Origin of the sequence: Paenibacillus sp. FSL W8-0187 (assembly GCF_037969755.1) — a bacterium.
GTDB lineage: Bacteria > Bacillota > Bacilli > Paenibacillales > Paenibacillaceae > Paenibacillus_AQ.
On sequence record NZ_CP150206.1, the window covers coordinates 5,926,513 to 5,950,469 of the forward strand.

The 23,957-nt window shown below is 49.4% G+C and carries 24 protein-coding genes and 1 other annotated feature; of the genes, 10 read left to right on the plus strand and 14 right to left on the minus strand.

Features of this window, described 5'->3' with window-relative positions:
- Positions 1-87: 87 nt before the first annotated feature.
- The 3 genes from ilvC to ilvB form a co-directional block, all read right to left on the minus strand.
- A complete protein-coding gene (gene ilvC / locus MKY48_RS26770; RefSeq protein ID WP_009589347.1) occupies positions 88-1,080 on the minus strand; it encodes a ketol-acid reductoisomerase in 993 nt (330 codons plus the stop codon).
- A gap of 165 nt (positions 1,081-1,245) precedes the next feature.
- A complete protein-coding gene (ilvN, locus tag MKY48_RS26775; RefSeq protein ID WP_071222673.1) occupies positions 1,246-1,731 on the minus strand; it encodes an acetolactate synthase small subunit in 486 nt (161 codons plus the stop codon).
- A gap of 1 nt (position 1,732) precedes the next feature.
- A complete protein-coding gene (gene ilvB / locus MKY48_RS26780; RefSeq protein ID WP_213643476.1) occupies positions 1,733-3,475 on the minus strand; it encodes a biosynthetic-type acetolactate synthase large subunit in 1,743 nt (580 codons plus the stop codon).
- Positions 3,476-4,073: 598 nt separating this feature from the next.
- On the opposite strand from ilvB, the gene MKY48_RS26785 reads away from it, so the two are divergent.
- On the plus strand, positions 4,074-4,523 hold the full coding sequence (locus tag MKY48_RS26785) for a GNAT family N-acetyltransferase (RefSeq protein ID WP_339291675.1): 450 nt from the start codon (positions 4,074-4,076) through the stop codon (positions 4,521-4,523).
- Here MKY48_RS26785 and MKY48_RS26790 read toward each other — a convergent pair whose 3' ends face one another.
- The 5 genes from MKY48_RS26790 to MKY48_RS26810 form a co-directional block, all read right to left on the minus strand.
- The gene (locus MKY48_RS26790; RefSeq protein ID WP_339267526.1) at positions 4,524-4,856 is read right to left on the minus strand and encodes a hypothetical protein; all 333 of its coding nucleotides are present in this window, start codon (positions 4,854-4,856) and stop codon (positions 4,524-4,526) included.
- 203 nt (positions 4,857-5,059) lie between these two features.
- Positions 5,060-5,419 carry a 50S ribosomal protein L20 gene (gene rplT / locus MKY48_RS26795; RefSeq protein WP_006212255.1) on the minus strand — a complete coding sequence of 120 codons (360 nt, stop codon included), beginning with the start codon at positions 5,417-5,419 and terminating at the stop codon, positions 5,060-5,062.
- A 30-nt stretch (positions 5,420-5,449) separates the two neighbouring features.
- Positions 5,450-5,650, minus strand: coding sequence for a 50S ribosomal protein L35 (rpmI, locus tag MKY48_RS26800; protein ID WP_007127239.1), 201 nt, complete (start codon positions 5,648-5,650; stop codon positions 5,450-5,452).
- 26 nt (positions 5,651-5,676) lie between these two features.
- Positions 5,677-6,171, minus strand: a complete 495-nt coding sequence (gene infC, locus MKY48_RS26805) for a translation initiation factor IF-3 (RefSeq protein WP_114149316.1) — start codon at positions 6,169-6,171, stop codon at positions 5,677-5,679.
- A 53-nt stretch (positions 6,172-6,224) separates the two neighbouring features.
- Positions 6,225-6,371 (minus strand) — a sequence feature (ribosomal protein L20 leader region).
- A gap of 78 nt (positions 6,372-6,449) precedes the next feature.
- Positions 6,450-7,688 (minus strand): glycosyltransferase family 2 protein, encoded by a 1,239-nt coding sequence (locus tag MKY48_RS26810; RefSeq protein WP_076324543.1) that lies wholly within the window; start codon positions 7,686-7,688, stop codon positions 6,450-6,452.
- A 667-nt stretch (positions 7,689-8,355) separates the two neighbouring features.
- On the opposite strand from MKY48_RS26810, the gene MKY48_RS26815 reads away from it, so the two are divergent.
- Positions 8,356-9,483 (plus strand): glycosyltransferase, encoded by a 1,128-nt coding sequence (locus MKY48_RS26815; RefSeq protein WP_339267528.1) that lies wholly within the window; start codon positions 8,356-8,358, stop codon positions 9,481-9,483.
- Positions 9,484-9,600: 117 nt separating this feature from the next.
- Here the strand turns inward: MKY48_RS26815 and trmB are convergent, their stop codons facing one another.
- Positions 9,601-10,314, minus strand: coding sequence for a tRNA (guanosine(46)-N7)-methyltransferase TrmB (gene trmB / locus MKY48_RS26820; protein ID WP_098748582.1), 714 nt, complete (start codon positions 10,312-10,314; stop codon positions 9,601-9,603).
- Between the two features lie 190 nt (positions 10,315-10,504).
- Positions 10,505-10,687 (minus strand): hypothetical protein, encoded by a 183-nt coding sequence (locus MKY48_RS26825; RefSeq protein ID WP_339267530.1) that lies wholly within the window; start codon positions 10,685-10,687, stop codon positions 10,505-10,507.
- Between the two features lie 307 nt (positions 10,688-10,994).
- Here MKY48_RS26825 and MKY48_RS26830 point away from each other — a divergent pair, with 307 nt between their 5' ends.
- The 4 genes from MKY48_RS26830 to MKY48_RS26845 all read left to right on the plus strand — a co-directional run bounded on the left by MKY48_RS26830 (position 10,995) and on the right by MKY48_RS26845 (position 14,606).
- A complete protein-coding gene (locus tag MKY48_RS26830) occupies positions 10,995-11,948 on the plus strand; it encodes a TIGR01212 family radical SAM protein (protein WP_339267532.1) in 954 nt (317 codons plus the stop codon).
- Positions 11,948-12,538 (plus strand): class I SAM-dependent methyltransferase, encoded by a 591-nt coding sequence (locus MKY48_RS26835; protein ID WP_339267534.1) that lies wholly within the window; start codon positions 11,948-11,950, stop codon positions 12,536-12,538. Before MKY48_RS26830 ends, MKY48_RS26835 begins: the two co-directional genes overlap by 1 nt.
- A gap of 73 nt (positions 12,539-12,611) precedes the next feature.
- Positions 12,612-13,580, plus strand: a complete 969-nt coding sequence (locus tag MKY48_RS26840; protein WP_339267536.1) for a type I phosphomannose isomerase catalytic subunit — start codon at positions 12,612-12,614, stop codon at positions 13,578-13,580.
- A gap of 57 nt (positions 13,581-13,637) precedes the next feature.
- On the plus strand, positions 13,638-14,606 hold the full coding sequence (locus MKY48_RS26845; protein WP_339273673.1) for an alpha/beta fold hydrolase: 969 nt from the start codon (positions 13,638-13,640) through the stop codon (positions 14,604-14,606).
- Positions 14,607-14,794: 188 nt separating this feature from the next.
- Here MKY48_RS26845 and MKY48_RS26850 read toward each other — a convergent pair whose 3' ends face one another.
- The 3 genes from MKY48_RS26850 to recQ all read right to left on the minus strand — a co-directional run bounded on the left by MKY48_RS26850 (position 14,795) and on the right by recQ (position 18,956).
- Complete coding sequence (locus MKY48_RS26850) at positions 14,795-14,971, minus strand: hypothetical protein (RefSeq protein WP_339267538.1); 177 nt, start codon at positions 14,969-14,971, stop codon at positions 14,795-14,797.
- A gap of 227 nt (positions 14,972-15,198) precedes the next feature.
- Positions 15,199-16,971, minus strand: coding sequence for a B12-binding domain-containing radical SAM protein (locus MKY48_RS26855; protein ID WP_339267540.1), 1,773 nt, complete (start codon positions 16,969-16,971; stop codon positions 15,199-15,201).
- Positions 16,972-17,075: 104 nt separating this feature from the next.
- The gene (gene recQ / locus MKY48_RS26860; RefSeq protein WP_339267542.1) at positions 17,076-18,956 is read right to left on the minus strand and encodes a DNA helicase RecQ; all 1,881 of its coding nucleotides are present in this window, start codon (positions 18,954-18,956) and stop codon (positions 17,076-17,078) included.
- A gap of 187 nt (positions 18,957-19,143) precedes the next feature.
- On the opposite strand from recQ, the gene MKY48_RS26865 reads away from it, so the two are divergent.
- From MKY48_RS26865 to speD, 4 genes are all read left to right on the plus strand, one after another.
- Complete coding sequence (locus MKY48_RS26865; protein ID WP_339273675.1) at positions 19,144-19,929, plus strand: AraC family transcriptional regulator; 786 nt, start codon at positions 19,144-19,146, stop codon at positions 19,927-19,929.
- A 90-nt stretch (positions 19,930-20,019) separates the two neighbouring features.
- Positions 20,020-20,481, plus strand: a complete 462-nt coding sequence (locus tag MKY48_RS26870; protein ID WP_076324553.1) for an SRPBCC domain-containing protein — start codon at positions 20,020-20,022, stop codon at positions 20,479-20,481.
- Positions 20,482-20,513: 32 nt separating this feature from the next.
- Positions 20,514-20,876: a VOC family protein gene (locus MKY48_RS26875; RefSeq protein WP_339267544.1), complete on the plus strand. Its 363-nt coding sequence runs from the start codon at positions 20,514-20,516 to the stop codon at positions 20,874-20,876.
- Between the two features lie 312 nt (positions 20,877-21,188).
- Positions 21,189-22,004 (plus strand): adenosylmethionine decarboxylase, encoded by an 816-nt coding sequence (speD, locus tag MKY48_RS26880; RefSeq protein ID WP_076324555.1) that lies wholly within the window; start codon positions 21,189-21,191, stop codon positions 22,002-22,004.
- A gap of 76 nt (positions 22,005-22,080) precedes the next feature.
- Here the strand turns inward: speD and MKY48_RS26885 are convergent, their stop codons facing one another.
- Entirely contained in the window at positions 22,081-23,907 is a 1,827-nt protein-coding gene (locus MKY48_RS26885; RefSeq protein WP_339267546.1) for a hybrid sensor histidine kinase/response regulator transcription factor, read from the minus strand.
- Positions 23,908-23,957 lie beyond the last annotated feature (50 nt).

A 23,957-nucleotide genomic window follows, 5' to 3' on the forward strand; every position in this document is an offset into this window, starting at 1 on the left:
ATCTAACGGGTCCCGTGCAGCAGCATCATCCATCTCATGCTTGACTGCTCTATACCCGGAAGAATTCCTTATGAATTCTATATATTCTTATTTCTTGATCCAATGCATCATTTCACGAAGCTCGGCACCAACCACTTCAATCGGATGCTCGGACTCGTTGCGGCGGGTAGCGGTCAGGAACGCGCGTCCCGATTGGTTCTCAAGGATAAAGTCGCGAGCGAATTTACCTTGTTGAATATCGGAAAGGACTTCTTTCATTGCCTTCTTCGTATCTTCGGTCACCACACGCGGGCCTGTTACATAATCGCCGTACTCCGCCGTGTTGCTGATGGAGTCGCGCATGCTTGCAAGACCACCCTCATAGATCATGTCTACGATCAGTTTCAGTTCATGCAGACACTCGAAGTATGCCATTTCCGGCGCGTATCCAGCTTCAGTCAACGTTTCGAAACCGGCTTTAACCAATGCGGATACACCGCCGCACAATACCGCTTGCTCACCAAACAAGTCTGTTTCGGTTTCTTCGCGGAAGGAAGTTTCGATAACGCCTGCACGAGTACAACCAATACCTTTGGCATAAGCAAGACCGATCGCCTTAGCTTGTCCAGTTGCATCTTTCTCGATTGCGATCAATCCAGGTACGCCAAAGCCTTCAACATACGTACGACGAACCATGTGGCCCGGGGATTTAGGTGCAACCAGAAGGACGTCGTTGTCTTTAGGAGCTACGATTTGACCAAAATGAACGTTGAAACCGTGGGAGAACATCAGTGCCGCGCCTTTTTTTAGGTTTGGCTCGATATCGTTCTTGTACACCGCTGCTTGCGTTTCGTCCGGCATCAGGATTTGTACTACATCTGCACGGCTAACAGCTTCGGCTACAGGAAGTACTTCGAAACCATCGTTTTTCGCTTTGTCGAACGACTTGCCTTCACGAAGGCCAATGACAACCTGAAGTCCGCTGTCGCGCAGGTTTTGCGCTTGGGCATGACCTTGGCTTCCATAACCGATAACCGCGATCGTTTTGTCTTTCAACACGCTGAGTTCTGCATCTTGTTCATAATAAGTAGTAATTGCCATTTGTATAAGTCCTCCTTTGATTTTAAAGACCCTTCATGATGAGCGGGTATCTCAATAGACCGATCCCCTTTCCGATCTGCTGAGACACCCGCTCATGTCATGCAGGTGTCTAACGCTTATATTGCAATAACTTTGTCATCCGGATAAAAGAAAAACGTAAAATCATTACGCATTACCGCGAATCATCGCGGTAACCCCGGTACGGGAAAGCTCCTGGATGCCATACGGCTTAAGCAGCTCGATCATGGCATCGATTTTGACGGTATCGCCAACAACCTGAACCATCAGGTTTGCTGTCCCGATATCCACGACGGATGCACGGAAAGTCTCGACAACGCCCATAATTTCCGGTCTGGCCGATGGCTCGGCTTTTACTTTAATCAGGGCGAGCTCTCGGGCTACCATCGGTTTCGAGCTCAGGTTGATAACTTTAATGACATCGATCAGCTTGTAAAGCTGCTTCTCCACCTGTTCCAGCGTTGTTTCATCACCGGTGGTTACGATAACCATCCGGGACAAACCGGATTCCTCCGACTGTCCCACGGTAATACTCTCGATGTTAAAGCCCCTGCGTCCGAATAACCCCGATACGCGCTGCAGGACACCCGGCTGGTCGTTCACTAGTACAGCAATGGTATGTTTTGTACTCATCTTACGCATCCCCCATCAGCATTTGATCGATTGTCGACCCTTGCGTCACCATCGGATACACGTTCTCGCCTTTCTCTACAACGAATTCAACGAGGACGGGTCCCGGTGTTTCCATCGCTTCGGCCCAAGCACGCTGTGCTTCTTCTTTCGTGGTGGCACGAAGTCCTTTGACACCGTAGGCTTCAGCCAGCTTGACGAAATCAGGGCTGCCTGCCAGATCGATGTGGCTGTAACGGTTATCGTAAATCAGCTCCTGCCATTGACGAACCATGCCGAGCACCTGGTTGTTGATAACAACGATTTTTACCGGAATGTTGTTGATGGCACAGATGGCAAGTTCTTGCGAACACATCTGCATGCCGCCATCCCCGTTGATCGAAATGACCAGGCGATCTGGATGCGCCATCTGGGCACCAATCGCGGACGGGAATCCGAATCCCATCGTCCCGAGACCGCCGGAGGTGATCCAGGAACGCGGCTGGTTGAACTTGTAATACTGAGCGGACCACATTTGGTGCTGACCAACGTCAGTCGTTACAATCGCTTCACCCTTCGTGGTGTCGTTCAGCATTTCGATAACCCATTGCGGCTTCAGCACCGTATCCGAATCGACGTAACGGTATGGGTATTCAGCTTTCCATTTTCTAATCTGATCTCTCCAAGCATCTGCTTTCGCTGCGTATGGAACGAGCGGATTCAGCATCTCAAACACGGTCTTCACGTCTCCGACAATCGGGATATCGGTTGGGACGTTCTTGCCGATCTCAGCCGGATCGATGTCGATATGAACAATCTTCGCATGTGGCGCGAATCCGTCGAGCTTACCTGTAACCCTGTCATCGAATCTTGCCCCGATGTTGATCAGCAGGTCCGACTGCTGAATACCATGGTTCGATGTGTAGGTTCCGTGCATACCCGGCATTCCTGTCCACAAGTCATGACCGCTTGGGAAAGCACCCAGACCGAGGAGCGTTGTCGTTATCGGAATCCCCGATTTGTTCACGAATTCGTACAGCCCTTCATGAGCTCCGGAGTAAATCACCCCGCCGCCAGCAATGATCATCGGACGCTCAGCTTCCTCAATCGCGCGGGCCAGCTTATCCAACTGAAGTTTGTTTGGTACCGTCCGAGGATTATATCCTCTCAGTTGAATTCGTTCTTCCGGCTGGAACAGCGTCGTTGCCGCGGATACATCCTTCGGAATATCGATCAGCACCGGACCTTTGCGGCCGGTTGAAGCGATATGGAAGGCTTCGTGAATCACCCTTGGCAGATCCTTTACATCTCTTACCAGATAGCTGTGTTTCGTAATCGGCATCGTGATGCCCGTAATGTCCGCTTCCTGGAAAGCGTCCGTACCGATCAGGGTTGTTGCAACGTTACCGGTTATAACAACGAGCGGAACGGAATCCATATAAGCTGTTGCGATACCGGTCACAAGGTTCGTTGCCCCCGGTCCTGAAGTCGCTATGCACACACCGACTTTGCCGCTTGCGCGAGCGTAACCGTCAGCCGCATGAATGGCGCCTTGTTCGTGACGGGTCAAGACGTGATTAAAGTCCTCAAAACCATACATGGCATCGTAGATGTACAGGACCGCTCCGCCCGGATACCCGAAGACGCATTCGACACCTTCGAGCAGAAGACTCCGAAGCAAGATTTCCGATCCGGTAATCACTTCAGGCTTCAACCATTTCTCTCGTAATTGTTCTGTAGACCGCACTTCTGGAGTTTGCGCGCTCATCAGTCATCCTCCTCTCAAATATTGGCACTCTTCATTCAAGCAACAAAAAAACCTTCCGTCGCCACACCCGGAGTATCTCCGTGTGAGGGACGAAAGGTTTAGCTTCCGTGGTACCACCCATGTTTGCCCTACACTTCGCAGTGTAAAGCCTCAGCAGGTATGAAGAACATAATGAACACAGCTCTTCAATATCTGCAGTCCGTAACGTGGACTAAGACGATTCCCCCTAATAAACGCTGTTACGACTTAATGCGATAAAGTCATAGCGTAGCATCTTTCAGGGAAACAGCTCCGAGGTGAGCTCGTATAAAAGGGGTTTTGGTGGTGGTTTCAGCTGATCCATCCACTCTCTGAGCAAAAGAGCCCTTTAAACTTCGTCCTCATCATTGCCGATTGGATATATTCGTTAAAATGTTTAGAAACATTATATGATTCATTCATTCCAGAAGTCAACACATTTATTTTACTTCCGATGAAAGGTTTTCATTCACAACTGGAGCAATCCCTTCGTTTCCTTAATGCAAAACACGCTCTTAAACCCTGCTACATATGATAAATGGAGCTATCCTTAATCGCGGTGAAGGGAGGAAACAACACGATGATCCGCTATCGAAAACCGGGGCAGGATGATCCGATGATTCTACAACTCATTGAGTCCCAACTCGTCCCGCTTTCCCATATGACAAAAAAAGAGCTGGACGTCATCCGTAAGGATATTCCCTCTCGATTACGACGCGGCGTGACCCTTGTTGCTTCGCCTCAGGATAACGATAAAATCATTGCCTTTGTCCACTTTATGATGCACGGCGAACTGCTGTATATCGATATGCTGGCCGTCGCATCCACAGCACAGCGAAAACGGTGGGGTGTCCGATTGATGGAACATGCCGAACGTTTCGCTGTATCCCGCGGATGCAAACGTGCCAAGGTCATGGTGGACATTGGCAACCATACCGGCCTAAACTTTTACCGAAAGCTTGGCTACACGGTAACCAGAATCATCGAACCCAGTCGATGTTATGAGCTGGAAAAGATTTGGTTCCTCTAATTACCAGAAGAAGCCCGGTCCGAAGCCTGGTCCGAAGCCCGGGCCAAAACCACCAAACCCTGGACCGAAGCCTGGACCGAAGCCTGGACCAAATCCTGGACCAAAACCACCAAACCCAAATGGAGCTGTACCTATCGCAAGCAGATCAAACAATGCAAGCGGAACAATCGCCTTGATTTTCAACTTTTTACCCTTAGTTGCCTGTTCCATAAAAAGCCGGTTGCCGGATACACGTACCAGCTTGCCTGTCACCATAGTCCCGTCTTTCTTATACGCTACGATCTGTTTGCCCACATATGATTTCACCTTTGCCTTACTGACAGGTTTGTGCATAAGATCCCTCCTCAGGTAATATACAAGTCATTCTATTCCGGAAGGGGTTCCCTTGCTTGTTTCATGGCCCTCACTACGACTAAAGATGGGTGAACCGCTCCACGATGCGGAGCACAGAGCTTGCGATTCCTATGTATGACGGACAGGAGCACAAAATAAAAAAACCGCCGTACTATTACGGCGGTTTCTTCATACACGTATAATTAAGCGTTCACTTTTTCTTTAGCTACAGTAGCCAAAGAATTGAACGCGTTCAGATCATTAACAGCCAAATCAGCCAGCATTTTACGGTTAATGTCCACGCCAGCAAGCTTCAGACCATGCATCAATTTGCTGTAAGACAGACCATTTTGACGAGCAGCCGCGTTGATACGAACGATCCACAATTTACGGAAATTACGTTTCGTATTGCGACGATCCCGGTATGCATAAACGAGGGATTTCATAACCTGCTCGTTAGCTGTTTTAAAAATGCGGTGTTTGGAACCGAAATAACCTTTCGCAAGCTTCAATACTTTTTTATGTCGACGACGAACGACAAATCCGCCTTTAACTCGTGCCATATCAAAAGACCTCCCAATAATTGTTGTTTACTATTTCAAGTTAGCCAGACCTTGCTTCAAACGTTTAACATCTCCAGGCGCCATAACTGGGCTATTGGACAATACGCGCTTCGCACGCTTGGATTTGTGGGAAAGCAAGTGGTTTTTGTAAGCTTTATAACGTTTAACTTTACCAGTACCAGTAATTTTGAAGCGGCCTTTCAGGCTGCTGTGTGTTTTCATTTTAGGCATTGTAGTACTTCCTCCTCTAATTTCTCTTAGGCTTTTGGAGCCAAAATCATAATCATGCTGCGGCCTTCCAATTTCGGTTGACGTTCAATGACGCAGAGATCCGCCACTTCCACCTTCACGCGCTCCAAAATCTTCTGACCAATGCTAGCATGGGTGATTTCACGACCACGGAAACGCACAGAGCATTTCACTTTATCGCCGTCTTTCAAAAACTTAACGACATTGCGAAGCTTGGTTTGATAATCATGCTCCTCAATGTTGGCTCGGAACCATACTTCTTTGATATCCACAATTTTCTGGTTCTTACGTGCTTCCTTCTCTTTCTTCTGCTGCTCATAGCGGAATTTACCGTAGTCCATGATGCGGCATACCGGCGGTTTCGCCTGAGGGGCCACGTTCACCAGATCCAGATTGAGATCAATTGCCATTTGCAGTGCTTCACGAATCGGCTTGATCCCGATTTGTTCACCTTCGGCACCAACCAAACGTACTTCCTTGGCCCGAATCTCGTCATTGATCATATGTTCCTTACTGATAGTCCTCCACCTCCAAATTACTTGTTGTTCCTGTTTGCAAAAAAAATAAAGGGATGACGGGTTAATCACCGACATCCCTATTTGATACTCATCTCACAAATGAAGTTGAATCCATTCATTGATTTCGTGATCAAACCAGCCAACACATGTCGGTCAGGTGAGAAGCGGCGCTTCTGCTTGCAATCAGATATTCTGTTTAACAGACTAGGATAGTATAACAGGTCATCCTATCTTCTGTCAACACATATGGAATAAAAATTGGATTAGCCTTGTTTGCTTTGAACTTCTTCAAGGCGCACAACACGGGTATGCTCCGTATGGCTCCACTGCTTGTTGTTCTGCGTGAAGAACGCATATACCGTGATAGGATACCACGACAGCAGGTAAATCGGGAACAGCACCAGATACAGATATACTTTCTTGTACTTCACCTTCTCCAGAATCATCGCAATCATGAACGTGAACACATTCGCCGCGATCGCCGTAAAGCTCAGCCACAGCGGTAAGTAACCGTACAGATTCGCGATATTCGGACCATCGAAGAATGAGGTGTCAACCCAGATGATGGCTGTCAACAAGAAAGTCAGCAGCACAATGTAAACATTGACCCCGTACAATGCCAAGTCCAGCTTCACGAGGCTGCGTTCTTTAATGGCACGCCACAGCAGCGGGAAGAAATAACGGCGGGCAACCGTAAAGTGACCCTGCATCCAGCGCAGACGTTGTCTGGCCGAAGCCTTAAACGTAAGCGGCTTTTCGTCAAATACCTTAGCGTCATAGTTGAACTTCGGATACACACCGCGCATAACGCTGCGCATAGTGAACTCTAAATCCTCGACCAGACTGGTTGCGCCCCAGCCGATCTCCTTCAGGAGATTGGTCTCAAAGCACATTCCCGTACCGCCGAGAAAGTTCGCCATGTTCAGATTGCTGCGGGAAAGCTGCCACAAGCGGTTGATATACCAGTAAGACACCCCATAAGAGGCAGTGATCCAGGAATCCTCAGGGTTCTTGGTATCGATATATCCCTGGATAACTCTTGCTCCAGAGCAAAGATCATTGTTCATTTCGTTCAGGAAATTCGGATCTGCCAGATTATCCGCGTCAAACATGACGACCGCATCATACTGGCGCGGCATTGCCCAGAGCTCTTTCAGCATCCATTCGATGGCATAACCCTTGCCTCGAAGATTCTGATTCGTACGTACGCAGGCGTTCATCCCGTGGGCACGGACGATCTCTGCTGTACGATCTGTACAATTGTCGCAAATGACAAATACATCGTACAGATGTTTCGGATAATCAAGCTGTTTCAGGTTCTCCATTAATGCACCGACAACCTGTTCTTCGTTGTGCGCAGCAACTAACACTGCAAATGATTTATTGGGTTTAAAATGTTGTTTCTTTTTTCTTTTGACCAGACCAAACAAAGAGAATACGAACTGGTACACACCCACCGCGGCCAAGAATAGTTGGAGCGCGATAAAGATGGCGTCTGTCATGATTCTCCGTTACCCCCTTTTTATAACCCGAGAATGTTTGTTATTTTTTTCTCTCTAAGTTTTTCGCTTTTTTTGTTGTTGCTATGACCCTGTGACTTGTGTCTGTCCTTCTTGTAGCCTCGGTGCCGCGGGGCAACTTCGCACGTCATACACGATTTTCCACACTTTTGAATCTTTTGTCAAAACCGTGGAATGCTCTAATTCACGGAAAAACTTCGTAAAAGAGCTCAGCTTGCAATCCAGTTTGCCAGCAAGCTTCGTTTCAAACGGCTTTAGTTCTTATTTTCATCCGTTTCCTTGCTTTTTATTTCTCTTGGCTGCCCATTTTTTCTTTTTCGACTTGTCCGCCAATAAATAAACGCAACAAACACCCAAAAAGTTTTCGTTTTTTTTCATGCTCTTTCTCTAATAAACTTTTTGATGTCCGTTTGAATCATTGTAGCGGCATCTCCTACTCAAGTCAAAAGACCACGGACCCTGATTTTCTACAAAATGCGCGTCGCTGACTAACTCCTTAAGTAGCAAGGCGCCAGCGAGAATCTTGCCGAATAAAGCTTGCGTTTCCAGGACCAAAGTCCCCTAAACGCAAGTGGGGAATGGTTGATTTCTTTTCCCAAAGTCGATATGTTAAAGTTAAAGAATAACGCTGCAGAACGGGTGAAAAGTAGTGGCTAAAAAAAGAGTCTTGCTGTTATCTGAAGGGTTCGGTGCAGGCCATACACAGGCCGCTCATGCACTCTCCAGCAGCCTGCGCCAGTTATCGCCTAGCGTACAGACCAAAGTTCTCGAGCTCGGGAGCTTCTTGAACCCTAAAATCGCTCCACTGATCATTTCGGCCTACAGAAAGACGATCACAACTCGCCCGAGATTGGTCGGGTACATGTATCGCCATCAAAAGTCCTTTAACCGCTTTACGGCTTTAGCACTTCACCGAATGTTCTATACAAGCACCAAAAATGTGGTCAGACAGCTCAAACCCGACATCATTGTGTGTACCCACTTCATACCAAGTGCGGTTATCTCGCGTTTGAAGCGGCTGGGCATTGATGTGCCTCTGTGTACCGTTATAACCGATTATGATGCTCACGATACATGGATTAGTCCCGAAGTCGACCGATATTTCGTGTCCACGCCGGAAGTGAAGCGAAAGCTGCTCAATCGCGGGGTGTCCCAAGCCAAAATTCAGGTCACCGGCATTCCAATCCATCCCGACTTCTGGACGCATCCGAGCAAGAAGGAAATCAGAGAACGGTTTAATCTGTCCGATATGCCCACCGTGCTTGTGATGGGCGGAGGCTGGGGCATCATGAATGACGAAATTGTGCATGAATTCCTGACCCGATGGCGCGGAGAAGTCCAGATTATATTTTGCCTCGGCAATAACGACAAGGGACGCGAGGAGCTGGAGAACAACCCTCGGTTCCAGCATCCGAACATCCGGATTTTGGGCTTTACGCGCGAGATCGACAAGCTCATGGAGGTGTCGGATCTGCTCGTTACGAAGCCTGGCGGCATGACATGCACCGAAGGCCTGGCCAAAGGAATCCCGATGCTGTTCCATCAACCTCTTCCAGGACAGGAAGAAGAGAACTGCCAGTACTTTACGGCCCAGGGATTGGGTGAGCCTATCCACTCGCTGGAGGTTATTGGCAATTGGATGAACAAACTGCTTCATCAATATGACGTAATCCAACAGCAACGGGCGCAAAATTTGCGAGACATCGAACGATTCCATCCTATGCAAAGCGCACGCAGCATCATCGATATGCTGGAAAACGAAAAGGTGTACTCCTAAAGAGGGAGCACACCTTTTTTTACGCCTTTTTCTGTAAATATGCCATCGCAATTGATAGATTTCCTACTATTATAATAGTTGCAAACGCTATCATAGGAAAGACTCTACGTAAAGGTATTATTTACCGTATTTTTCAAGGCGATTCTTTTGGTAGGAAGCAAGTGCTTCCTTCCCGACAATGGCCTCGCAGCGATGAATCTGCATACCTTGACCAACGAATTTCGTCTCGTATTCTGTCATGACGTGCTCTTCGTTCAGCCCGTCGCGATGCAGATCCAGCGAAATATTCGTCATTTGCAAGCCATAATCGGCAAATGCATTCAGGGAGAACTCAAACAGCGTGACCGAATCGGTCTTGAAATGAATTTCCCCGCGCTCGTTCAGGATTTGGGAATACTTGTCCAGAAAACGCGGATGCGTCAACCGACGGCGGGCATGCTTGGATTTTGGCCACGGATCGCTGAAGTTCAAATATAAACGTTCGATCTCGCCGGGTTCAAAGACCTGCTCGACGTTCTCGATATTAAACAGCGCCAGCTTCAGATTCGGCGGCGTATCGATGCCGTCCTGAGCCCAAGCATTGCGTCCCTTCTCGCTAGCGCGGCGAATCAGCTCGTCGTACATATCCACTCCGATAAAATTCACATTCTGATGCTTGTAACTCATCTGGCTTATGAATTGACCTTTGCCCATGCCGAATTCAACATGGATCGGAAGGTCATTGCCAAATAATGAAGCCCATTTCCCTCTATATTGACCGGGGTCCAAAACGACCAGGTCTTCCTGCTGCTCCAGATTTTCCCGTATACCTTTTCTTCCGCGTAAACGCATGTCATACCTCCGAAAATTTCCAAGTAAATTAGAATGATATCCCCATACTGCATTTATTGTGACGAAGTTAATCCCAAAAGTAAAGAGCCCCATAGAAAAAGGAACCTATGCTTTGCTTAACGCAAAGGCTTTAGGTTCCTCTTTCTTATATTTGGAATTGGGGTTCCGCGATAGTTAAACTGTGAATAATCTACCTTTCTTCCGTTGTAAAATCAAACGTCTTCTCAAAGGCAGCCCGAATCTTGCGACGTGCCGAAGCCTTCACATCCTGGTTGGAGTTAAACTCCACGCCGGTAAGGGCTAAAGCTTCGTTCGGGGTAAGCTCCACAGCGATTTTGTCTTTACTGTCATTCTTTACTGTCGATGAATTCATTCGTAATCACCTCACGGTATTATTGTATCCATGACGTCACACAAATATGAATCCTATCCGATATATACCCATGCCAAAATGGCTTGAATCATATTTTTATTTTTCTACTTTAAATATACCAATTATATGCAATTCATTCAAGTGACAACATCTTAATTAGGCTTGAAGACCTGTATATAACGCAAAGCTTTATTTTTTGTTACAATGGATATATCTGCTTTAGTAAAAGGCAAGTAAAAACATGTATACTTTGAGGCACAGTTATACCTGCCTCTATTCATCATATGCGGCTATAAAAGGAGCACACATGAGTACATCACTTAGACCCGCCCCAACGTTATGGGGCGACAAACGATTTCATACATGGAATTACGAGATGCGCAGCCAGTTCCAGGAAAAAGTATTCAAGGTTATGCTGGATGCGGGCTTTACGTGCCCGAACCGCGACGGCACGATTGCCAAGGGCGGGTGCACCTTCTGCAGCGCCCGCGGCTCCGGTGATTTTGCCGGACGACGGCGGGATGATCTTGTTACCCAGTTCAACACCATCCGTGACCGGCAGCACCAGAAGTGGCCGAGCGCCAAATACATCGGTTATTTCCAAGCCTATACCAATACGTATGCTCCGGTCGAAGAGCTTCGGGAATACTATGAAGTCATTCTGCAGCAGCCAGGTGTTGTCGGTTTATCGATCGCTACTCGCCCTGATTGCCTGCCTGACGACGTCGTGGAATACTTGGCGGAGCTGAATGAGCGAACCTATCTCTGGGTGGAAATGGGCCTGCAAACGATCCATGATTCCACCTCTGAGCTAATCAACCGAGCCCATGATACCGAATGTTATCTGGAAGCGGTCGAAAAGCTGCGCAAGCATAACATCCGTGTCTGCACACACATCATTTACGGCCTTCCGCAAGAGGACCATGATATGATGCTCGCCACCGGCCGAGCGGTCTCCAAGATGGATGTGCAGGGAATCAAGATCCACCTGCTGCACCTCATGCACAAGACGCCGATGGTGAAGCAATATGAGGCTGGGCTGCTGCGGTTCCTGGAGCAGGACGAATACATCAGCCTTATCGCAGACAGTCTGGAGCTCTTGCCTCCGGATATGATTGTTCATCGTCTGACCGGAGACGCTCCCCGGGATCTCTTGATCGGACCGACGTGGAGTCTCAAAAAATGGGAAGTGCTTAACGGCATTGACGCCGAACTCAAGCGCCGGGATACATGGCAGGGTAAATTGTGGGGGGGATCCTGATGGGCTTCCTCTCGGTTTTGAGTTTTGCCCACAAACTCGTGTCCGAAAGGCTGCGGCCTGGAGACATTACGCTGGATGCGACGGCCGGAACCGGGGCCGATACGCTGTATCTAGCCAAATGCATAGGATCCAAGGGCAAGGTGTACGCTTTTGATATTCAGGAACAAGCACTGCAGCTGACTCGTGATAGGCTGGATAAGGAACCGCTAGGCACCCTTGCAGAGATTGCCCTTCACCACCAGAGCCATGCGCTTATGGGAGAATGCGTACCTGAGCGCGAGCATGGCCGTATAGGTGCGATCATGTTCAATCTAGGTTACCTTCCGGCAGATTCATCAGATAAACGGATCATGACGGAAACCGCCAGCACGCTAACGGCTCTGGAGGCTGCCATCGAGTTGCTTCGCCCCGGCGGCATTATCACCATCGTGCTGTATCCAGGCCACAAGGGCGGCGATGCCGAAGCAGACGCCGTGCAGGCCTGGGCGGCGGAATTGCCCCAGCACAAAGTGCAAACGATATTATATCGAGGTCTTCAGCGATCCGAAGCACCATATCTCATTGCACTGGAACGGAAGAAGCCGATATGATATAAGTTCTAGGAGAGGTACCGCACTTACATCCATAGAATATTCCAAACATGATGAAAGGTAGATGATTACAATGACAAAACCATATCCATTGTTGTTCCAACCCGAATTTAAAGAACGTGTGTGGGGTGGCCGTGCCCTGGAGCAATTCGGCTTGGACATTCCGGAAGGACATATCGGAGAAGGCTGGATGATCGCCGACCATCCGAACGGTACGACCAGTATTGTGAACGGTGAACTTGCCGGCCGCGGCCTGGATCAGGTTCGTGAGCAATTTGGACGAGAGTGGTTTGGCAGCAAAGGATTCTCCGAAGTTAACGGACGTTTCCCTCTGCTGATCAAGCTGCTTGACTGTAATGACAACCTCTCGGTCCAGGTCCATCCAACCGATGACTACGAGGGGCTTCCGAAAGGCGAGCTGGGCAAGACTGAAATGTGGTATGTGCTGGATGCGAAGCCGGACGCCAAAATCATATACGGTCTGAAAGAAGGCGTTAGCCGCGAAACTTTGAAAGAAGCTATGGAAAGCGGCAAGGTTATGGACCAACTGCAAGAAGTGTCCGTAAAAGCCGGAGATACATTCTACATACCTGCCGGTACAGTACATGCGCTGTGTGCGGGCGTTGTAGTAGCGGAAATTCAGCAAAATTCGGATACAACCTACCGGATTTTCGATTATAATCGACCAGGCCTTGACGGTAAGCCACGTGAGCTTCATATTGAAGACTCCTTGAACGTGACGGCCTATGAAGGATCGGGCGCAACCACCATGAGCACGGAAGGAACCGCGCCTGGAGAATGGCTTGAGCTTGCCAAATCCCCCTATTTTGTAGTCGAAAAAGGCGTTGTTAACGGTGCCTGGTCCTTATCTACTTCCGCGGAAAGCTTCACTATCGTGGTGGTATGCGATGGTCAAGGAACCCTCAGCTGGGATAACGGCTCCATTGATTACACGTCCGGACAATGCTTCCTGCTCCCAGCTAACCTGGGTGCATATACACTGGATGGGCAATCTACGGTTCTTCGTTCATATCTTCCTTAAACAGGGTATAAATAATTGAGATAAACCATTCGTTTTTGTGGAGGTGTTAAGCCTGTGATGCAAACCGACACGTTTACGATGCTGAATGCGCAGGGCATGCATGTTTTTGTATATCAATGGTTGCCAGAGCAGGACCATCCCATTCGTGCCATCGTGCAAATTGCGCATGGTATGTGCGAAACCGGCAAGCGGTACGAGGAGCTTGCCGAGTTGCTGACAGGGTACGGCTACGCCGTGTACTGCAACGACCATCGGGGTCATGGACAAACGTCGGGCCTTACGCTTCTCGGCGATCCCGGGGAAAACGGATTCGAAGGGATGATTGAAGACCAGTTGCTTCTTGCTTCCGAACTCAAGAAGCGCCATGCCGGTGTTCCGCATTATTTGATGGGACACAGCATGGGCTCCTTTTTGACGCAAAAGATCATGTGTTCGAACGGTGAATTATTCGACGGATTCATACTGTCAGGAACCAATGGTCCACAGGGACTGCTGACATTAGGTATGAGCTTGGCAGCTGCACAAATGCGCTTGCAAGGAGACACGCACCGGAGTCTGATGCTGAACGCCATGGTGTTCGGCCCTTACAGCAAAGGTTTCGGCCCTATTCGCACGCCGTTCGATTGGTTATCCCGGGATGAAGCGGAAGTCGATAAGTATATCAACGACCCCTACTGTGGCAAGGTATGCAGCGCTCGTTTCTTCCGTGATTTCTTTAAGCTGCTGTCCCAGATCCACAAACCTCAATTGATGGAATGCCTTCTAAAGGATAAGCCGGTTTATATTTTCTCGGGCGAGGATGATCCGGTTGGACACCGCGGTAAAGGCGTGCGGCGGTTGATCGAATTGTACCGGAAACATGGCATTCAGGATCTTGAATACCGTTTGTATCCCGGCGGCCGCCACGAGATGCTGCATGAAATCAACCGGGATGAAGTAGCGGCACATGTTCTCGACTGGCTCGAACGGCACACATCGGGATCGCATGGGTCAGAGACACCGCAAGAGTCGGAATGGGTTATGTAAAAGAATGATGCAGGACGAATTAAAAAGGGGGCGTCTCAAGGTCAACTGACCTGGGACGCCCCCTTTGTCTGTTTTTTTTATAACGCTGCGCGTACGAAGCATTCATTCCAATCGCTGGTGCCCCCAATTAATCTGGCGAGTTCCGTCAAGTAAGTTACACTGCTTATGGGACAGGACAGCCCGATCCCTTACTCTTCCTCGTTCGGCGTACGGTCGATGATCAGCTGCGTGACCTCGGTGTACTCGCCATGCGCCACTTCATCCTCTGTAGCCTCTTCACGCAGATCGTCATTGGTTTCCATACCCGGTGCGACGGTGGGCTCGTTGTGCGTATCGTGTTCTTGCCCCTTCTGTTCCCCGTTCATAAACTTCCCCTCCTCATCGGTTGATGCGATTAGAATACCGATACCAAGGGGGTTTTATTCCAGGACGCCCAGGATACCGTCCGTTACGATAACGAGGGCGGCATGATCACAGTCTCATCCTATCCGTCCCTACCAACCCCTAATCCCTAGAAGAAAGGTAATTTGCCAAAACAATGGCCAAGACGCTCGCATCAAGTCCCAGTAAGGGGTTGTCCGTAGCTTCACTACTATGCCTGCTGCGCTAACTCCACAGGCATCGTGTAGTACTGCGGCTGCCCTGTTTCGTTCTGCTGGTACAATACCAGCAGCATCGTTGCATGGTCCGCGTTATCCGGGAATCCGGTGCCACCCTGGATGGCATCGCTGAGGTTAAATGGCAGCACCTCGATCATCGCATGTTTCTGCAGATCGCGCTCCGTGATCCCCAGATTGGCAAAACCGTCGGATAGGGCCGCAGGTTCCTCAACGATTTTACGAACATTGGCGGTCCACTGCGCTTTATCCTGAGTATGATCCCACCATATTTTCCGCGGTTTATATTTATGGCCCAGGAAATAATCAAACTTCATGAGACCGGAGACAACGTTCATATGCGGGGTCTTCCGATCTTCAAGGAAAGCCGTTAAACGCGTGAACAGGTCCTCAAGCTGATGGCCGATTTTTTGCCAGCCCTGTCCTTCCCAGTAGTCGCCAAACTCTTGGAAGAAATCAAACGGCGACGTAAATTCATGCTTCATCAAATAATTCAGGGTATGGTCCATCCGGTGCGCATTCCAATACTTCTCCAGCACATCCTCCAGTCTCTTCAATCGAACGATATCCGAGAACGGAAGCACGTCGCTGCCCAGAATCTCATACGGAGCATGATCCATATAAGTGTAGTTGTACTTGTCCGCATCGATCCGCAGCCCGGTTCCCCGCAGCATCTTCAGGAAGCCTAACTGCAGCTCCTCCGGTCCAAGCGCAAATACGTCGTTAAACGTTTTGCGGAACGTATCGTAATCCTCTTCCGGAAGACCTGCGATCAAATCCAAATGCTGGTCGATCTTGCGGCTGTCCTTGATCATTGTCACCGTGCGTGACAGCTTGGTAAAATTCTGGCGACGCTTCACCAGCTCATTTGTCGGATCGTTGGTCGACTGCACTCCAATTTCAAACCGGAAAATGCCAGGAGGCGCATTTTTCGCCAAATAATCCAGCACTTCGGGACGCATGATATCTGCCGTGATCTCAAACTGGAATACGCAGCCGCCATGGTTCTCAATCAGAAACTCGAACATTTCAAGCGCGTAATCCCGCTTAATGTTAAAGGTCCGGTCTACAAACTTGATCAATTTCGCTCCGTTCTCGATCAGGTACAGAATATCCGCCTTGGTCCGTTCAATATCGTAATAGCGAACCCCCACCTCAATGCTCGACAGGCAGAACTGGCAGCTGAAGGGACAGCCCCGGCTGGTCTCAAAATAGACAACCCGCTTCCCGAGATGCGGAATATCCTCCGGAAAACGATGCGGGGAAGGCAGCTCCGCCAGAATGCTCTTCGGTCTTCCAGGATTCACAATAATTTCGTCCTGCTTGCGGTAAGCCACGCCATAGACGAAATGATACTTCCGGTCCCCTTCAATCGTTTGCAGCAAATGGTGGAAGGTCTCCTCGCCTTCTCCCATGACGATAAAGTCGACATTGTGCAGCCGTTTCATCCAATATTCGGTATCGTAGGATACTTCAGGTCCGCCCAGTATGATCGTGACCTCCGGCATAATCTTCTTCACGATATCGATCACTTTAATCGTTTCTTCAATATTCCATATATAACAAGAGAATCCGATCACATCCGGCTTGCGCTGGAACAGGTCGGAGACGATATTCATCACGGGGTCCTTAATCGTGTACTCCGTCAATTCGATATCGAAATCCTTCTCGCTGTATGCCTTCAGGCAGCGAATGGCCAAGGAGGTATGAATGTACTTGGCATTCAAGGTTGATAGTATGACTTTCATGGTAGGATCCACTTTCCTTCTAAAATAATATAAGTTTTTGTTACCGGACGGATTATCTTAAACAATCAAGCGGCAAAATGGCTTCTGCCTGCTACGCCGGCTTATCATTCATAGTCATACAAGTCGTCGCCGTCACTCGATGTGCCTTGACCATTCAGGAAGAATTCCAGGAACGGACGGCCGTATTTACGGAATTTCACTTCGCCGACCCCTTTGACATTCAGCATCTCATCCTCGCTCTGCGGGCAAACCACACTCATCTCACGCAAAGTTGCGTCATTAAAAATGATGTAGGACGGCACATGCTCTTTGCTTGCCAGCTCACGCCGAATCAAGCGCAGCTGCTCGAACACCGTCTCGTTGACGGCTGACGGCGAATAATCGCGGCGACTGCCGCTGCGCTGGCTGCCTGCGGCTTTGGAAGGGCGCGGAACACGCTGCATGACTTCGCGCTGACCTTTTAACACATCGGCCGCCTCGCTTTGCAGCTTCACGACAGGGTATTGGCCTTCCGTCAACGCCAGGAACCCTTCCGAGATGAGCACATTGATCGTCTCGGATATCTCCTTCTCGGTCCGATTCGCCATCACGCCATAGGTTGGAAGACGATCAAAACCGTACTCCAGTACTTTTTTGGCCCTTGAGCCCTTCAGCACGGAAGCGACCATGGACACGCCAAAGCGTTCGCGCATCCGGTGGATGCAGGAGAAGATTTTCTGCGCATCTACCGTGATATCGACAAGCTCCCGATCATCCGTGCAGGAGCTGCACGTACCGCAGGACTTATCTTCGTGCTCTTCCCCAAAATAATCCAGCATCGCGCTGCGCAGGCACCTTGTGGTGTAGCAGTAATCAATCATCTGCTGCAGCTTCCGGTAGTCGTTCTGCTTGCGCTCGCCCTCCTGGGGATTCTGTTCGATCAGAAACTTCTGCGTCATAATATCCTGGGCGCTGAACAGCAGTATGCACTGGCTGGGCTCTCCGTCACGCCCGGCACGACCCGCTTCCTGCACGTAAGACTCCATATTTTTCGGCATATTGTAATGGATGACATACCGGACGTTGGATTTATCGATCCCCATGCCAAATGCGTTCGTTGCAACAATAACGCGAATATCGTCATAAAGGAAGGCCTCTTGGCTCTCCGCTCGCTCCGCATCACTCATGCCGGCATGGTATCGACCCGCAAGGAGCCCCTTGGCTTGAAGGCGTTGGCATAAATCATCCACCTCTTTACGAGTGGCGGCATAGATGATGCCCGGCTGGTGGGTATGCGAGGCCGCATAGTCCAGCACGAACTCCCGCTTGTTCTCACCGCGAAGCACCGACATCTCCAGATTGTCGCGTCCAAGGCCCGTCACGAATACCTGCGGCTGCTCCAGTCGAAGCAGGCGCTGCATGTCCTCCATCACTTCAGGCGTGGCCGTGGCCGTAAAGGCCGCTACAATCGGACGGTTCGGAAGTCCTTTAACAAAAGGAGCCACCGAGAGATAGCTCGTCCGGAAATCATGCCCCCACTGGGATACGCAGTGAGCTTCATCGACAGCCACAATCGAAATATCGAGACCCGCCATCTCCTCCCGGAACCAATCCAGTTCAAGCCGTTCCGGGGCGACATATAACAGCTTCAGTTCTCCGCGCTTGGCCGCACGTATGCGCTCGTTCACTTCCTTGCCGCTGAGCGTGCTGTTGATATAGGCAGCGGCCACACCCGCTGTCGTAAGTGCATCCACCTGATCCTTCATTAAGGAGATCAAAGGCGATACAACCAACGTCAGACCCGGACATAGGAGGGCCGGGATCTGATAACAGATCGATTTGCCTCCACCCGTCGGCATAATCCCTAGCGTGTCCTGACCCGCTAGAAGACTGGCGACAATTTTTTTCTGCCCCTCCCGAAAATCAGGATAGCCGTAATATTTCTGCAGATAACCCCGTGCTGTATCCATATTCATCGATTCTCTATCATTTGTTTCCACATTCATGGATAAAAACTCCTTAATTCACCTTGGTTTTCCATTTCGAAAAGCCCTCATCCTTTAAGTTTAACGGCCTTTCCATGAATGGGCAACCAAATCGGGGAAGGAAATTGCATTGGGCGAGGAGAACTTCATAAATGTGGAAAAAGGGTTGCGATCATGTAGAGCCCAAAAAATGAAGTTGGTGATCCTAATGAATGACGCACATACCGAAGCCGTAAATCAAACTATTCAATATATGAAGAAGCATCTGGACGAGCCCATGACTACCGAGCAGCTCGCTGGTCTAGTGGGATATAGTCCCTTCCATTTCTCCAGAGTATTCAAACGAGTAACCGGCATATCGCTCCGGCAATACCTGTCCGCGCTCCGGGTTGAAGCCGGCAAAATCGAGCTCCTTCAAAGTCCTTCCCTGCTCGTGAAAATCGGAATGAGCATCGGTTTGGCAAGTCCCGGCACATTCAATACCCGCTTTAAGCAGTTTGTCGGCCTGTCTCCAAAAAAGTTCCGCACCACCACGGAGTCCCTGCATCGTTACGTGAATCAATATGAGCACAAGCCATTAACCTGGACAGAGGAAGAAAGGCATGCTCTGCCCCGGATTCATTGCCGGATCGAAGCTCCCGAGAGGTTTCGCGGCATGATTTACGTCGGTCTGTTCCCAAGACCCGTACCCGATCAGAAGCCCGTAACCGGTACGGCCGTCAACCTCAAGAACCGGACCTGCACGTTAACCGGCATCCCGGCCGGTACGTATTATGTGCTGGCAGCGGGCATCCCCTGGAGCCTCAATCCGCGGGATTATTTTCTGCTGAGCAAATCCTTGCGAGGCAAGCTGGAGGATCCTGTCCATATCGACGAAGGAACCGATCTCGCCGTGAAGATTACCTTGCGCGAGCCTCTGCCCTATGACCCGCCGATTGTTGTGAATCTGCCTCTGCTCTTGTTTGAGAAGGATCGGAATAACAGCGCAAGGTAGAAGAATTTTCGAATCGCCTATCCCTTTATAATGGAACTGCAAGAAGCGTTATCCCAAAAGAAATGAGCGCTATATGATGGAGGATTAAACATGACCATTATTCAAGAAACCGTGATTCAGGCCGATGTGCAGCTCCTCTGGCGAGCATGGACGGAGTCTGCGAGGATAACCGAGTGGTTTGCGCCGGCTGCGGAAATTGAACCGAAGACGGGCGGAAAGTTCGAGCTTTATTTTAACCCCGCCAATCGTGAATCGATGTGCACCGCAGGCTGTAACATTTTGCAGTATGATGAGCCTCGTACCCTCGTGTTTGAGTGGAAAGGACCTGATCCCTTTGCGGAAACGATGAATCAGGGGGAGTTGACCGTGGTCAAGGTGTCTTTTTGGCCTGAACAGGACGGCTGTACAAGAATCACCTTGGAGCATACGGGCTGGAAGGATACCGAAGCGTCGCTGCAAGCCCGGGAATGGCATGTGGATGCATGGAAAGGCATGCTGACCAGCTTAAAATCCAGCATTGAATCCGGTGAAGGCATTCTATGCTGCCAGTAAGACAAGCCATAAACTAGAGGAGAGTATGACCTATGCCAAATCTTTGTGTTTTATCAATCAATGTCAGCGATATGGCTCAAGCCACGCGATTTTATTGTGACATTCTAGGATTTGAAGTTTCCAAGGCTTATGATGATCAGATCACCAGTTTGAAACATGAGGGCATGTCCCTTATTCTGCAAAAATGCGATCGACCTACGAAAACCGATTACCCGCATGAAGCCCAGGTTATTATCGGACTCGAGACGGCTGATGTAAGCGCAGCGATCGCGAACTACAAATCGCAGGGCGTGGAGGTCATCTTTGATACCCCGCAGCCGTGCCCTCCCGGTCTATACAGCGCGATCCGGGACCCTTTTGGCAATGTGATCGAACTGCTGGAGTTCACGGAGTAATCGTCCGTTTGGAAGAATCATGGTTTATCGGCAATACGAAGTGAAATCCATTTAAACGCTCGAAGGATACGCTGCATGTAGCAGGTGTCCTTCTCATATGAAGGTCAGCCGGAGAACCTGGTTGGCCTTTTTGGTTGAGCTGCCGAAACTTGTCTCTACCATTCCTGAACCGTCTGTTAATATTGAACCCGATGCGGGTAAGAACATATTAATGTTAACGCAGAAGACGACGCGTGGGCAGATTAGGAATCGCCGGTTTCGGAAATAATAGGAACTCGAACTGATATATTAATGACACAAGGGGAAATTCATATGGATATGACACCAGAACAACGCGTTACCCTGCATGGGTTCAACAACTTGACGAAATCGCTCAGCTTTAATATGTACGATGTCTGCTATACGAAGACCCGAGAAGAACGGGAAGCATACTTGGAATATATTGATGAACAATATAACGCAGATCGACTCACGAAAATATTGAGCCATGTGGCCGAAATCATCGGAGCGCATGTCCTGAACATTGCCAAGCAGGATTATATCCCGCAAGGCGCCAGCGTAACAGTGCTTGTATCCGAGGGTCCTGTCGTGGAGGTTCCGGAGGAATCCTATGACGAATCGCCGGGGCCGCTTCCGGATAACGTCATCCTGCAGCTCGACAAGAGCCACATTACCGTTCATACGTATCCGGAATTCCATCCGGATGAGGGAATCAGCACCTTCCGGGCCGATATCGACGTGTCAACCTGCGGGGAGATTTCACCGCTTAAAGCCCTAAATTACCTGATCCACTCTTTTGATACGGATATTATGACGATCGACTATAAAATTCGGGGCTTCACTAGGGACATTCACGGACACAAGCTGTTTATCGACCATGAGATCAGCTCCATTCAGAACTATATTCCGGACGAAGCCAAGGATCTGTTCGATATGATTGACGTCAACGTATACAAGGAAAACATTTTCCACACGAAGTGCAAGCTGAAGCAGTTTGACCTGGACAATTATCTGTTCGGTTACACGAAGGATAAGTTGTCCGATGCCGAGCAGCAGGAAATCACCGAGCGCATCAAACTGGAGATGGACGAAATTTATTACGGTAAAAACATGGACCGCAGTTACTGATTATGGGCTCCAGATGTGATGTCACCAACATTTGCTTCTATACAGGAAACACGAATGAATCAAAACCAGGCTGGGCTCATAGGAGCCCGGCCTGGTTTGCAACTTCTATCGCTTCGTCCCGGTTGCGGACGCCAAGCTTGGCATACAAGGTTGAAGCATAATTCCGTACAGTCCCGTCTGAGAGATACAACTTCATCGCAATCGCTTTGTACCGCAATCCTTGGGAGAGATACTTCAGAACCTCAATCTCCCTTGGTGTCAGATCATAAGACTTCAGCAGTGGAGACGACCCTGGATCGACTTCCATGACGGATGCAGTGCCATCCTCTTCCTTCATGAAAACACCCACTTCACCATCGAAAAGCTTAGCCGAGATCGCCGGATTCATTAAAGTTCCGCCACGATACACGATTCGTATGTTCTCGGCAAGCTCACGCGGCTTCATCGACTTCAGCAAATAACCGTCCGCTCCGCTTCGCATAACCTCCGCAGCTTTTCCCCTCTGCTCAAATGTGGTGAATATGATCACCTTCACTAACGGCCAACGTTGTTTGATCAACTTCGTCGCTGTAATGCCATCCAGCACGGGCATCTCCAGATCCATGAGCACCAGTTGGGGGTTAAGCTTCTCACACAAGTCCAAGGCATGTTCCCCATGTTCAGCACATCCTACCACCTCAAGATCCTTCTCCGATTCCAGGATGATGCCGAGACTCTCCCTGATAAAAGGTTCATTATCCACCAATAAAAGCCGGATGACTTCATCTGCAGGTTCGGAAATTCTAGGCAAGCTGCAGGTCACAACGGTTCCTGCCTCAGGAGTCGAATATACCGATACTTGGCCTTGAAGGCGATAGGCCCTTTCCTTCATGGCGCTTAAACCGAAACCTTCCTGGATTTGCACGCTACCACTGCCGTTATCCAGAATTTCAAGCCGGGTCTGCTGCAATTCGAATTGAAGCACGGCGTCAACCCTCGTCGCATTACCGTGACGCACACTATTCGTTAAGGACTCCTGAAGACAACGGTAGAAGGTCATTTTGGCCTGCCGGGATACCGGGTACTCTTCACCAAGCACTCTAAGTCCTACCTTTACCCCGGTATTGCGCTCGAAATCCTCTGTCACCTGTCTCAGTGACTGCACCAAGGGAAGCTGCTCTTGCGGTGAATCCAGCTCATGCAAATACCCTCTGACCTCATCCAGGCTTCTCCGCGTCAGTTCCAGCAGATTGGACAGCTTGCGCTGAGCTGCTACATCCGTTTCCGTAGAACGAAGCGTTTCCAAGCCCATGATGACCGCCGTATACGTATGGCCCATGGTATCATGCAGTTCCTTGGACACGCGTTCCCGTTCTTCCAACAGCGTGACCCGTTCGATTTGAGATAAATACTGCTCCAATATCGTATTATGTGTCCGAATTATTTCGTTCTGGCTGTAGTTGGCCATCAACAGATGAAAGGCAAATCCTAATGCAAACGCAAAAGCAACATGCTCTATCATCAGTATCAAATCCGTTGACGGGGCATACAGCTTGATCAGTATTGGAACCAAGATAGCCGCAAGGGGGCCTGTCCATCTGTACGTCGTTCCATAGCTGTTCGCAGCCATCAGAAAAGCCGGAATGATAAACGACAAGTAGGCCCCCGGGAATAAGGAAGTCAAATAAACGGCGATTCCGCCTGATAATAAAATCTCGGTGATCAAATATGCTTTATGATTCAGAAGCAGACACAACCAGGGTATCGAGAAGGCTGCCAATTCCCACATGACGACGATCCATAACGCTGCGGTAAACTGGTTCCTGAACTCTATACATGTGATGATCAGGGAGATGCAGCCCATCATGCGAATAAAGAGCATCGCCCAGTCGTACCACTTCCATTGTTTCACTATATCAAACAAAAGCTTTCACTCCCTGCAGTTCCTTCACGGTTCCTCCCTAATATGACACG